At 66.9% G+C, this 12,362-nt stretch carries 9 protein-coding genes and 1 pseudogene; 9 read left to right on the top strand and 1 reads right to left on the bottom strand.

What is annotated here, in order from left to right; all coding sequences use genetic code 11:
* Positions 1-33 precede the first annotated feature (33 nt).
* The 7 genes and pseudogenes from asd (at position 34) to accD (ending at position 9,109) form a co-directional block, all read left to right on the top strand.
* Entirely contained in the window at positions 34-1,146 is a 1,113-nt protein-coding gene (gene asd / locus CLV01_RS24735) for an aspartate-semialdehyde dehydrogenase (RefSeq protein WP_012207038.1), read from the top strand.
* A 366-nt stretch (positions 1,147-1,512) separates the two neighbouring features.
* The gene (locus CLV01_RS24740) at positions 1,513-4,413 is read left to right on the top strand and encodes a FimV/HubP family polar landmark protein (RefSeq protein WP_180288451.1); all 2,901 of its coding nucleotides are present in this window, start codon (positions 1,513-1,515) and stop codon (positions 4,411-4,413) included.
* 112 nt (positions 4,414-4,525) lie between these two features.
* Positions 4,526-5,374 carry a tRNA pseudouridine(38-40) synthase TruA gene (truA, locus tag CLV01_RS24745; RefSeq protein WP_034396664.1) on the top strand — a complete coding sequence of 283 codons (849 nt, stop codon included), beginning with the start codon at positions 4,526-4,528 and terminating at the stop codon, positions 5,372-5,374.
* A 32-nt stretch (positions 5,375-5,406) separates the two neighbouring features.
* Positions 5,407-6,128: pseudogene (locus CLV01_RS24750) on the top strand (phosphoribosylanthranilate isomerase).
* Positions 6,106-7,362, top strand: coding sequence for a tryptophan synthase subunit beta (gene trpB, locus CLV01_RS24755; protein WP_012207042.1), 1,257 nt, complete (start codon positions 6,106-6,108; stop codon positions 7,360-7,362). The pseudogene CLV01_RS24750 and the gene trpB overlap by 23 nt, the downstream one beginning before the upstream one ends.
* Positions 7,359-8,168: a tryptophan synthase subunit alpha gene (gene trpA / locus CLV01_RS24760; protein WP_013801013.1), complete on the top strand. Its 810-nt coding sequence runs from the start codon at positions 7,359-7,361 to the stop codon at positions 8,166-8,168. The genes trpB and trpA overlap by 4 nt, the downstream gene beginning before the upstream one ends.
* A 65-nt stretch (positions 8,169-8,233) precedes the next feature.
* Positions 8,234-9,109: an acetyl-CoA carboxylase, carboxyltransferase subunit beta gene (accD, locus tag CLV01_RS24765; RefSeq protein WP_013801012.1), complete on the top strand. Its 876-nt coding sequence runs from the start codon at positions 8,234-8,236 to the stop codon at positions 9,107-9,109.
* 86 nt (positions 9,110-9,195) lie between these two features.
* Here accD and CLV01_RS24770 read toward each other — a convergent pair whose 3' ends face one another.
* Entirely contained in the window at positions 9,196-9,753 is a 558-nt protein-coding gene (locus tag CLV01_RS24770) for a YggT family protein (RefSeq protein ID WP_013801011.1), read from the bottom strand.
* Between the two features lie 90 nt (positions 9,754-9,843).
* Here CLV01_RS24770 and CLV01_RS24775 point away from each other — a divergent pair, with 90 nt between their 5' ends.
* The gene (locus CLV01_RS24775) at positions 9,844-10,518 is read left to right on the top strand and encodes an LON peptidase substrate-binding domain-containing protein (RefSeq protein WP_099732977.1); all 675 of its coding nucleotides are present in this window, start codon (positions 9,844-9,846) and stop codon (positions 10,516-10,518) included.
* A 245-nt stretch (positions 10,519-10,763) separates the two neighbouring features.
* On the top strand, positions 10,764-12,323 hold the full coding sequence (gene lysS / locus CLV01_RS24780; RefSeq protein WP_099732976.1) for a lysine--tRNA ligase: 1,560 nt from the start codon (positions 10,764-10,766) through the stop codon (positions 12,321-12,323).
* Positions 12,324-12,362: the final 39 nt, after the last annotated feature.

A 12,362-nucleotide genomic window follows, 5' to 3' on the forward strand; every position in this document is an offset into this window, starting at 1 on the left:
GCACTGTTTTCACACTGAAAGGGCGTTTCAAAAATGAGCAAGCAATTGGTAGGCCTCGTCGGCTGGCGCGGCATGGTCGGCTCCGTGCTGATGGACCGCATGCAGGCAGAGGGCGACTTCGACCTGATCGAGCCCGTGTTCTTCTCCACTTCCAACGCCGGCGGCAAGGCCCCGGCCATGGCGAAGACCCACACCGAGCTGCGCAATGCCAACGACATTGCCGAGCTGTCCAAGTGCGACATCATCATCACCTGCCAGGGCGGCGACTACACCAAGGAAGTCTTCCCCCAGCTGCGCGCCTCGGGCTGGAACGGCCACTGGATCGATGCCGCGTCGTCGCTGCGCATGGAAGGCGATGCCGTCATCGTGCTCGACCCCGTCAATGAAGGCCTGATCCAGTCCAAGCTCGCCGCGGGCGGCAAGAACTGGATTGGCGGCAACTGCACCAACTCCATCTTGCTGATGGGCCTGGGCGGCCTGTTCAAGGCCGGTCTCGTGGAATGGGTCAGCTCCATGACCTACCAGGCAGCCTCCGGTGGCGGCGCCAACCACATGCGCGAACTGCTCAAGGGCATGGGCGTGGTGCACGCTGCCGTGGCCGACGAACTGGCCACGCCCGCATCCGCCATCCTGGACATCGACCGCAAGGTGGCCCAGACCATCCGCACCGACGTGCCCACCGAATTCTTCGGCGCGCCGCTGGCCGGTGGCCTGATCCCCTGGATCGATGCGCAGCTGGACAACGGCCAGTCCAAGGAAGAGTGGAAGGGCCAGGCCGAGGTCAACAAGATCCTGGGCACCGAGCAGACCATCCCTGTCGATGGCCTGTGCGTGCGCATCGGCGCCATGCGTTGCCACAGCCTGGCGCTGACCCTCAAGCTCAAGAAGGACCTGCCCCTGCAAGAGCTGGAAGCCATCATCAAGTCCGGCAACCCCTGGGTGAAGTGGGTTCCCAACGACCGTGCCATCACCGTCAAGGAACTGACCCCTGCCGCCATCACCGGCGGCCTGGAAGTCGGCGTGGGCCGCGTGCGCAAGCTGAACATGGGCCCCGAGTACCTGTCGGCCTTCGTGATCGGTGACCAGCTGCTGTGGGGCGCCGCCGAGCCGCTGCGCCGCATGCTGCGCATCCTGCTCGCCGCCTGAGCATCGCCGGCTTGAGCCAACACAAAAAGCGCCATGTCCCAGGCCGGGACATGGCGCTTTTTTCGGCTTTAAGCCCTGGGCAATTGGGCACAATGCCCAGGTCTCTTGTCCATTGGCTGTAGGTGGTTGCCTACAATCACCAAAGATACATTGTGTTTCTTCTCGTTGCCGTTCGACAACAACTATTGGCGTTCGCCGGCAACCAGACGCTTGCGATCCTATAGCGTGGCCGACAATGCGACCCAAGCACCTTGGTAGATGGCGTGCCATCTATCCCGGGTAAATTTCAATTACATGTGCAAGCGCGGGCATTCCCACAATAACAATAGTGCCTGCCCAATTGCATCCACACAGGTTTGACGCTTTATGCATCGTTGGAAACTCTCTGTGCTGGCCACTGCGGCCGTCGTCTCGGTCGCACTGCCCGCCTCCGAGGCCTGGGCACTGGCTCTGGGCCGGGTGAACGTGCAATCGGCCCTGGGCGAGCCCCTGCGTGCCGAAGTCGAAATCCCCCAGATCACCGCCGCTGAAGCCGAAGGCCTGCGCGTGGGCGTGGCCTCTCCCGGCGTCTTCCGCACCCAGGGCATGGAGTACAACGCCACCGCCAGCCAGGTGCGCGTCAGCGTGCAGCGCCGCGCGGATGGCTCGGCCGTGCTGCGCCTCACAAGCACACAGCCCGTCAACGAACCCTTTGTCGATCTGGTGATCGACGCCAGCTGGGCTTCGGGCAACCTGCAGCGCAACTACACCCTGCTGCTGGATCCGCCCACCCTGCAAAAGCTCCCGCCTGCCGTGACGGCTGCGGCCCAGGCCTCGGCACCCGAGCCCGCCGCAGCGCCGCGCCGCGCAGCCCCCACCCCCTCGCAAGCTGCATCGCAAGCCGCTGCAGGCAACACCGAGGAAAGCCGCCCCGCGCCAGCAGCCGCGCGCCGTGCCGCCCCGGCAGCCCGCGAGCGCGCCGCAGCGGCTCCCGCGTCGTCCGAGGCCTCCGAAGTCCGCATCAAGGCTGGGGACACGGCAGGCCGCATCGCCGCCGCCCACCTGCCAGCCGGCGTTTCGCTGGACCAGATGCTGGTGGCCATGCTGCGCACCAATCCAAAGGTCTTCATCAACGGCAATGTGAACCGCATGCGCTCCGGCGCCGTGCTCACCGTGCCGGACGAAGCCACGGCCCAGGCCACCTCGCCGCGCGAAGCGCGCCAGATCGTTGCCGCCCAGTCCCGCGATTTCAACCAGTTCCGCCGCCAGCTGGCCAGCGCCGCGCCGGCCGCGCCCGTGGCCTCCGCCAACCGCGAAGCATCGGGCAGCGTCCAGGCCCAGGTCGAAGACCGCAAGCCGTCCACCGCAGCACCCGACAAGCTCACCCTGTCCAAGGGCGCCGTCAAGGGCGTGGAGGCCGACGAGCGCCTGGCCAAGCAAAAGCAGTCGGATGACCAGGCATCGCGCACGGCCGAGTTGCAGCGCAACATGTCCGAACTGAGCCAGATCGCCGCCGCCACCAAGCCGGCCGAAGGTGGTGCAGCAGCACCGGCGGCTGCCGCTGGCAGCACGGCAGCTGGCGTGGCCGTGCCCGGCGCACCGACCGTGCCTGCAGCGCCTGAAGCTGCAGCGCCCCAGGCCCCGGCCACAGCAGCCCCCGCCGATGCAGCCGCTACGACAGCTCCGGCCGCCACTGCAGCCCCAGACGCCGCAGCGACGGCTGCCACAGCAACGGCCGCAGCAGAAGCCGCGCCCGCCACGCCTGCTGCAGCCGAGCCGCCGAAGCCCAAGCCGGCACCCGCCCCCGTCGCGCCGATCGCCGAGCCCAGCTTCATCGATACGCTGCTGGAAGACCCCACCATCCCGCTGGCCGGTGCTGCCCTGCTGGCCCTGCTGCTGGGCTATGGCGGCTACCGCGTCATGCAGCGCCGCCGCGCCGCTGCCGCCTCCAGCGAAAGCGCCTTTGGCGACAGCCAGCTGGCAGCCGACTCCTTCTTTGGCGCCAGCGGCGGCCAACGCGTGGACACCGGCACATCGAGCCAGCTGTCCGGCACCTCCATGCATTACTCGCCCAGCCAGCTTGATGCGGGCGATGTGGACCCCGTGGCCGAGGCCGACGTCTACCTGGCCTATGGCCGCGACCTGCAGGCAGAGGAAATCCTCAAGGAAGCGCTGCGCACCGACCCCAACCGCACCGCTCTGCACCAGAAGCTGGCCGACATCTACGCCAAGCGCCATGACCGCAAGGCCTTCGAGGCCGTCGCGCAGACCCTGCATGGCCTGACCCAGGGCAAGGGCGTGGACTGGCAGCGCCTGGCCGACCAGGGCCGCATCCTGGACCCGGAAAATGCCCTCTACCAGCCTGCAGGCGCCGCGCCCCTGTCTGGTGCCGCCGTTGCCGGTGGCGCCGCAGTGGCTGCTGCCGGACTGGCTGCTGCCTCGCTGGCCAGCCGCCCCCTGGACATGGATGCGCACCGCGAAGGCCCTGCCACCCTGCCCATGGACCTGGACATGGACCTCAACATGGACCTGCCCGGCGGCCTGGCCGATGCCAGCCTGCCCGCGCAGCACGCCAGCCCCCTGCCCGCGCCGGCCCCCATGCCCAGCGAACAGGACTTCGCAGCGCTGGAACCCACGCTGCGCGCGCCGCTGGAAGTCACGCCCTCCGCAAAGGACGACACACCTCGCATCGAGCCCCACGTCGAGCCACCCGTTGCATCGCTGGACATGCCCGGCTTCCAGCCCACGGCCCACGCCTCGCTGACGGACGCCCTGAACCACAGCAACGCCATGGACGGCATGCAGCCGACCGAGATGCTGTCGCTGGACATGCCCGGCACGCAGGCGGCCGACAGCTTCCCGGCCACCGAGCCCTCGCCCCTGACCAGCTCCACCACGGACGACAGCCATGCCAAGACCGAGCTGCTGTCGCTGGACGCCATGGAGTTCAACCTGGAAGGCCTGAGCACGGAGGCACCCGCCCCAACGCCGGCAACGCCCCAGGCAGGCGGCGTGCTGGAGACGGCGGCCAAGGCCAAGCCTGAACCGGCCGAGTCGCTGGAATTCGACCTGGGCAGCCTGTCCCTGGACCTGGGCAACGACACCCCTGCCGTGGCAACCCCGCCCTCGGCCCCTGAAGACCCGCTGGCCACCAAGCTCGCACTGGCCCAGGAATTCAACGCCATCGGCGACAGTGACGGAGCCCGTACACTGATCGAGGAAGTGATCGCCGAGGCCCACGGCGATCTCAAGGCCAAGGCCCAGCGCCTGCTGGCCGAGATAGATTGAAGCCCGGCGGCGCCTGCCCAGGCGCCGCACCGGTTTCGCGTGACAGGGTGGCGCAAGCCGCCATGGAAACTGACAACTTGATGCACACCCAACCCATGCCGGAGGCCTCGCAATGCGCGTAGCCCTCGGCGTCGCCTACAACGGCCAGCGCTACAGCGGCTGGCAAAGCCAGCTGTCTGGCAACACCATTCAAGACCATCTCGAAGCGGCCCTGGGCCGCTTTGCCGCTCAGGAGGTGCACACCCTCTGCGCGGGCCGCACCGATGCCGGCGTGCACGGCCTCATGCAGGTCGTCCACTTCGACACGCCACTGGACAGGGCCCCGTTCTCCTGGGTCCGTGGCACCAACACCTTCCTGCCGCCGGACATTGCCGTGCAATGGGCCCAGCCCGTGCCCGATGCCTTCCATTCGCGCGCCTGTGCCACGGCAAGGCGCTATGCCTATGTGCTGCTGCAATCGCCCGTGCGCCCCAGCGTGGAGGCCGGGCGCGTGGGCTGGGTGTTCCATGCGCTCGATGGTGATGCCATGCAGGCCGCCGCCCGGCACCTGCTGGGCGAGCACGACTTCAGCTCGTTCCGCGCATCGGGCTGCCAGGCCAAGTCCCCCGTCAAGACGCTGCACCGCCTGTCCATCACCCGCCGCATGGCAGGCGATGGCGCCCAGATGGCCGCAGCCAGCTCCATGCGGCCCGGCGATGCGGCCATGGAATGCTGCTACTGGCGCTTCGAGTTCGAAGGCAGCGCCTTCCTCCACCATATGGTGCGCAACATCATGGGCTGCCTGATCGCCATCGGCCAGGGCGCGTATGCGCCGCAGTGGATGCAGCAGGTACTGGACGCCCGTTCCCGCGATGCCGCCGCGCCCACCTTCTCGCCCGACGGCCTGTACTTTCTGGGCCCCGTATACGATCCTTCATGGGGCCTTCCTTCGCGCAGCCCGGCCTATGATTGGCTCCCTTGAACGGACAAGCCCTCCCCCATTCTTCAGCCTCCATGCAGCGCACTCGAATCAAGATCTGCGGACTCACCCGCGAACAGGACGTGGACGCCGCCGTGGCTGCGGGCACCGATGCCGTGGGTTTTGTGCTCTACGCCCCCAGTCCGCGCGCCGTGACGGTGCAGCGCGCTGCAGAACTGGCGCGGCGCCTGCCGCCCTTCGTGACCCCGGTGCTGCTGTTCGTCAATGAAAGCGCCGCCAACGTGATGGCTGCCTGCGCCGCCATCCCGGGCGCCTGCGTGCAGTTCCACGGCGACGAGTCCCCGAGGACTGCCTTGCCGCCACATCGGGTGGCACCCGCGCCTTCCTGCGCGCCGCACGCATTCCCCTTGGTCCCGACGCCGCGCGCTTCGACCTCGTAGAATATGCCCAGCGTTACTCGAAAGCCCAGGCCATACTGCTCGACGCCCATGTCGACGGCTATGGTGGTGGCGGAAAAGCATTCAATTGGTCACTCCTTCCACCAAACGTCGCCTCTCACCTCGTTTTGTCTGGTGGACTCACGCCTGCAAACGTGACCGATGGCATCTTGCAAGTGCGCCCGCGAGGACTCTCGCTGGCCGTTGATGTCAGTTCCGGCGTCGAGGCCGATGGTCCCGACGGCAAGCCCCTCAGGGGCATCAAGGACGCCGGCAAGATACACCGATTCATCGCCGCCGTGCGCGCGGCCGATGACCAACTTTTGCAGACAAGCCATGTTCGAATACCAGTACCCTGACGCATCCGGCCACTTCGGCCGCTTCGGCGGCAGCTTTGCCAGCGAAACCCTGACACACGCTCTGACCGAGCTGCGCGACGCCTACGCCAAGTACCAGAACGACCCGGAATTCGTTGCCGAATTCCAGTCCGAGCTGGCCCACTTCGTCGGCCGCCCCTCGCCCGTCTACCACGCGGCACGCATGTCGCGCGAGATGGGCGGCGCGCAGATCTACCTCAAGCGTGAAGACCTCAACCACACGGGCGCGCACAAGATCAACAACGTGATCGGCCAGGCCATGCTCGCCCGGCGCATGGGCAAGCCCCGCATCATTGCCGAGACCGGCGCCGGCCAGCACGGCGTGGCCACGGCCACCATCTGCGCGCGCTACGGCCTCGAATGCATCGTCTACATGGGTGCCGAGGACGTGAAGCGCCAAAGCCCCAACGTCTACCGCATGCGCCTGCTGGGTGCCACCGTGGTGCCGGTGGAGTCGGGCAGCCGCACGCTCAAGGACGCGCTCAACGAGGCCATGCGCGACTGGGTGGCCAACGTGGACAACACCTTCTACATCATCGGCACCGTGGCCGGCCCCCATCCCTACCCGGCGATGGTGCGCGACTTCCAGAAGGTCATCGGCGAGGAATGCCTGACGCAGATGCCCGAATTCCTGGGCGCCGACCGCCAGCCTGATGCCGTGGTCGCCTGCGTGGGCGGCGGCAGCAATGCCATGGGCATCTTCCACCCCTACATCCCGTTCGAGAACACGCGCCTGATCGGCGTGGAGGCTGCCGGCGAAGGCCTGGACAGCGGCAAGCACTCGGCCTCGCTGCAGCGCGGCAGCAGCGGCGTGCTGCACGGCAACCGCACCTTCATCCTGCAGGACGAGAACGGCCAGATCACCGAGACGCACAGCATCAGCGCCGGCCTCGACTACCCCGGCGTCGGCCCCGAGCACGCCTGGCTGCAGGAACTGGGCCGGGCCCAGTACGTGGGCATCACCGACCAGGAGGCGCTGGACGCCTTCCACTACCTGTGCCGCACCGAAGGCATCATTCCCGCCCTGGAGTCCAGCCATGCCGTGGCCTATGCCATGCAACTGGCCAAGACCATGCGCGCCGACCAGTCCATCCTCGTGAACCTGTCCGGTCGCGGCGACAAGGACATCGGCACCGTGGCCGACCTCTCGGGCGCCGATTACTACGACCGTCCCTCCATGCGTGGGCTCACGGTCAAGGGAGGAGCAGCTCAATGAGCCGCATCACCACGACTTTCGCCAAACTCCAGGAAGAAGGCCGCAAGGCCCTGATCCCGTACATCACCGCAGGCTTCCCGTTCGCGGCCATCACGCCGTCGCTGATGCACGGCATGGTGGAGGCCGGCGCCGACGTGATCGAGCTGGGCGTGCCCTTCTCGGACCCCATGGCCGACGGCCCCACCATCCAGAAGGCAGGCGACCGCGCCATCGCCAATGGCGTGGGCCTGGTGCAGGTGCTGGCCTATGTGCGCGAGTTCCGCCAGAAGAACCAGACCACGCCCGTGGTGCTGATGGGCTACGCCAACCCGGTGGAGCGCTACGACCAGATCCACGGCAATGACCGCTTCGTGGACGATGCAGCCGAGGCCGGCGTCGATGGCCTGCTCATCGTGGACTACCCGCCCGAGGAGTGCGAGGCATTCGCCGCGCAACTGCGTGCGCGCGACATGGACCTCATCTTCCTGCTGGCGCCCACCTCCACCACCGAGCGCATGCAGCAGGTGGCGCGCGTGGCCAGCGGCTATGTCTACTACGTCTCGCTCAAGGGCGTGACCGGAGCGGGCACGCTCGACACGGCGGCCGTGGAAGCCATGCTGCCGCGCATCCGCGAGCATGTGAGCATTCCCGTGGGCGTGGGCTTCGGCATCCGCGACGCGGCCACGGCCCAGGCCATTGGCCGGGTGGCCGATGCCGTGGTCATCGGCAGCCGCATCATCGAGATGCTGGACGGCCAGCCCCACGAAAAGATCGTCCCCCTGACCATCGACTTCCTGCGCGGCGTGCGCAAGGCACTCGACGCGTAGGTCGCATAATGCAGCCCTTGCATGCGGCCCGGTGCCGCATGCCCTGCGCCTGAAAAGGAAACACCATGTCCTGGCTTGAAAAACTCCTGCCTGCCAAAATCCAGCAAACCAACCCCACGGATCGCCACCAGCAGATCCCCGAGGGTCTGTGGATCAAGTGCCCGAGCTGCGAGACCGTGCTCTACAAGGCCGATCTGGAGAAAAACCAGAACGTCTGCCCCAGCTGCAGCCACCATCACCGCATCGGCGCCCGCGCCCGCCTGAACCATTTCCTGGATGCCGAAGGCCGTTATGAAATCGGCCAGGAAGTCATCCCCGTCGATGCCCTGAAGTTCAAGGACAGCCGCAAGTACCCCGAGCGCCTCAAGGAAGCGCTGGAGAACACCGGCGAGACCGATGCCCTGGTCGTCATGGGCGGCGCCATCAAGAGCGTCAACGTGGTCGCAGCCTGCTTCGAGTTCGAGTTCATGGGCGGCTCCATGGGCTCCGTGGTCGGCGAGCGCTTCGTGCGCGGTGTCGAGACCGCCATCGAGCAGAAGGTCCCCTTCATCTGCTTCACCGCCACGGGCGGTGCGCGCATGCAGGAAGGCCTGCTGAGCCTGATGCAGATGGCCAAGGCCAATGCAGCGCTCACGCGCCTGGCCAAGAAGGGCCTGCCCTACATCTCGGTGCTGACCGACCCCACCTTCGGTGGCGTCTCCGCCAGCTTCGCCTTCGTCGGCGATATCGTCATTGCCGAGCCCAAGACCCTGGTCGGCTTCGCCGGCCCGCGCGTGATCGAAACCACCGTGCGCGTGAAGCTGCCCGAAGGCTTCCAGCGCGCCGAGTTCCTGCAGGACAAGGGCGCCGTGGACATGATCGTGGACCGCCGCGAGCTGCGCGACCGCATTGCCGCATCGCTTGCCATGCTGCAGCGCCTGCCGGCCGACGCGGTCCAGTAAAGCCTCGCGCAGACACAAAAAAGCCGCCGCAGGTTGATGCCTGCGGCGGCTTTTTCACGTCCAGGAAACCAGGGAAACCGGGGAAATCAGGCCAGCAGCATCAGGCCCGATCCCTGGATATATCCCAGCACCATCAGCGCGATCTGCAGCAGCACCAGAGCCACCAGTGCCGACAGATCGATACCGCCGATCAGCGGAACAACACGGCGGATGGGCCGCAGCATGGGCTCGGACAGGCGCTGCAGCACGCCATACATCGGCGACTGCGGCTGCACCCACGACAAGATGGCATAGATCAGCAGCACGCCCACCATGCCCGACAGCGCCACGCGCGCCAGGCCGCACAGCGCCAGCCAGGGCAGGGCAACCACGGTGGACTGCCCACCCATCAACAGCCACAGCAGCACGAACTGCAGCATCTGCAGCAGGAAGGCGGCGATCAGGCTGGACATGTCCCAGCGCCCGGCCGGCTTGATGATGCGGCGCAGCGGCATCACGATCCAGTCGGACAGCGCAAACACCAGCTGCCCCACGGGGTTGCCGAAGGGCACGCGCTGGGCCTGCATGTACATGCGCAGCAGGCAGACGCCGGTCAACAGGCCAACGACCACGTCGAGCAAAAAGGAAACGATCTGAAAAAGCATGGCGTTGTAGGACTGCGGGAGGAAGATCGGACCACGGCCATCCGGCCTTGGCACAGCATGGGATGATAGCTGCCGCATCCCGCCCATCACATGACCGCCCCTACCGCACTGCACTCCCTGCCGCTGTTCCCCCTGGGCAGCGTCCTCTTTCCCAAAGGCCTGCTGAGCCTTCGCGTCTTTGAAGTCCGCTACCTGGACATGATCCGCAAGTGCGAGCGCACGGGCGCTCCCTTCGGCGTGGTGGCGCTGCAGGCCGGCAGCGAAGTGCGCAAGGCTGGCGCTGCCGCCGAGCAATTGCACGCCGTGGGCACGCTGGCCCGCATCGTCCAGTTGCAGCAGCCCCAGCCCGGCCTGCTGCACCTGCAGTGCGAAGGCACGCAGCGTTTTCGCATGCAGGAGCACCGCCAGCTGCCCCACGGCCTGTGGGTGGCCGATGTGCAGATGCTGCCTGCCGATGCCGCCGTGCCCATCCCCGGCCACCTGCTCGCCACCGCCCAGGCCCTGGCCCAGGTGCTGATGCAGTTGCACGCGCGCTCCACAGACGCCGACCATGCCCGATTGCCCAGCGCCGAACAGATGGGCGACTGCGGCTGGGTGGCCAACCGCTGGACCGAGCTGCTGCCCATGCCGGTCTCCATCAAACAGCAACTGATGGCGCTGGACAGCCCGCTGGTGCGGCTGGAGCTCGTGGCCGATGTGCTGGAGCGCAGCGGCATAGGCCATGCCCAGGGCCCGGCACCCGGCTCCCCGTCCGCCGGGCACTGACGATTTGGCAGGACTGCAGCGTCATACCGCAGCAGCGTCCGGCACATTGGCAGCACCGCGCACCGAAAGCGCGCCAAAAAACTTAAAATCGCGGATTCAGCCCGCCAGCTGCGGGGCTTGCCGGTGGCATTTGCTGCCGACGCGACACCCTCCAGCCCTTTGCGCTTGGCTTTTTTCGGCTTTTCCCGCTTTTTTCCCCCGGCTTTTTTCCGGCCCCTCGGCGTTTTGCGCTGGCGCTCATTGTCATGACCGAACACAACACCCCATCCGCAGCGGACCAGACCGCTCCCCAGGACGAAAACCAACTCATCGCCGAGCGCCGCGAAAAACTCAAGGCCCTGCGCGAACAGGTCCGTGAACAGGGCGGCGTGGCCTTCCCCAACGACTTCAAGCCCGCCGACCGCGCCGAGGCGCTGCAGCAGGCCCATGCCGAAAAGAGCGCCGAGCAGTTGGACGCCGAAGCCGTTCAGGTCAGCCTGGGCGGCCGCATGATGCTCAAGCGCGTCATGGGCAAGGCCAGCTTTGCCACCATCCAGGACGGATCGCTGGGCCCCACGCACGGTCGCATCCAGCTGTACATCACGCGCGACACCGTGGGCGAGGAGGTCTATGCGGCCTTCAAGCGCTGGGACCTGGGCGACATCCTGGGCGCCGAGGGCACGCTGATGAAGACCAAGACCGGCGAGCTGTCGGTCAAGGTGCAGACGCTGCGCCTGCTCACCAAGAGCCTGCGCCCCATGCCCGACAAGTTCCACGGCATGGCCGACCTGGAGCAGAAGGTGCGCCAGCGCTACGTGGACCTGATGATGGACGAGCAGGCCCGCCGCCGCTTCATCGCACGCAGCAAGGCCGTCTCGGGCATCCGCGAATTCATGGTGGAGCACGGCTTCCTGGAAGTGGAAACGCCCATGCTGCACCCCATTCCCGGCGGCGCCAACGCCAAGCCCTTCGTCACCCACCACAACGCGCTGGACCAGGAGATGTACCTGCGCATCGCGCCCGAGCTGTACCTCAAGCGCCTGGTGGTCGGCGGCTTCGAGCGCGTGTTCGAGATCAACCGCAACTTCCGCAACGAAGGCATCTCGGTTCGCCACAACCCCGAGTTCACCATGATGGAGTTCTACGCGGCCTACTGGAACTACCGCGACCTGATGGACTACACCGAGGCCCTGGTGCGCGACGCCGCGCAAAAGGCGGTGGGCACGCTGCAGCTGACCTACGGCGGCAAGCCCGTGGACCTGTCCCAGCCCTTCCAGCGCCTGACCATTCCCGAGGCCATCGTCAAGTTCACCGAGGCCGGTGACAAGGTGGCCGACCGCGAATGGCTGACCAATGCGCTGCGCAAGCTGGGCATGACGGAAGAAAAGGACCGCCTGTCCGCACGCACCCTGGCCAGCCTGCAGGTGCTGTACTTCGAGGAAGTGGTGGAAGAAAAGCTCTGGCAGCCCACCTTCATCATGGAGCACCCCACCGAGATCTCGCCGCTGGCGCGCGCCAATGACGAGCGCCCCGAGGTCACCGAGCGCTTCGAGCTGTACATCACGGGCCGCGAATTCGGCAACGGTTTCTCCGAGCTCAACGACGCCGAGGACCAGGCCGCGCGCTTCAATGCCCAGGTCCAGGCCAAGGACGGTGGCGACGACGAAGCCATGTACTTCGACCACGACTTCGTGCGTGCCCTCGAGTACGGCATGCCCCCCACGGGCGGCTGCGGCATCGGCATCGACCGCCTGATGATGCTGCTGACCGACAGCGCCAGCATCCGCGACGTGATCCTGTTCCCTGCCCTGCGCCGCGAACAGTAAAACCCACGGCATCCAGCGCCTGCGCGCGTTGCCAACTGA

The sequence above is a fragment of the Delftia sp. 60 genome (genome assembly GCF_002754395.1).
Classification (GTDB): Bacteria; Pseudomonadota; Gammaproteobacteria; order Burkholderiales; family Burkholderiaceae_C; genus Comamonas; species Comamonas acidovorans.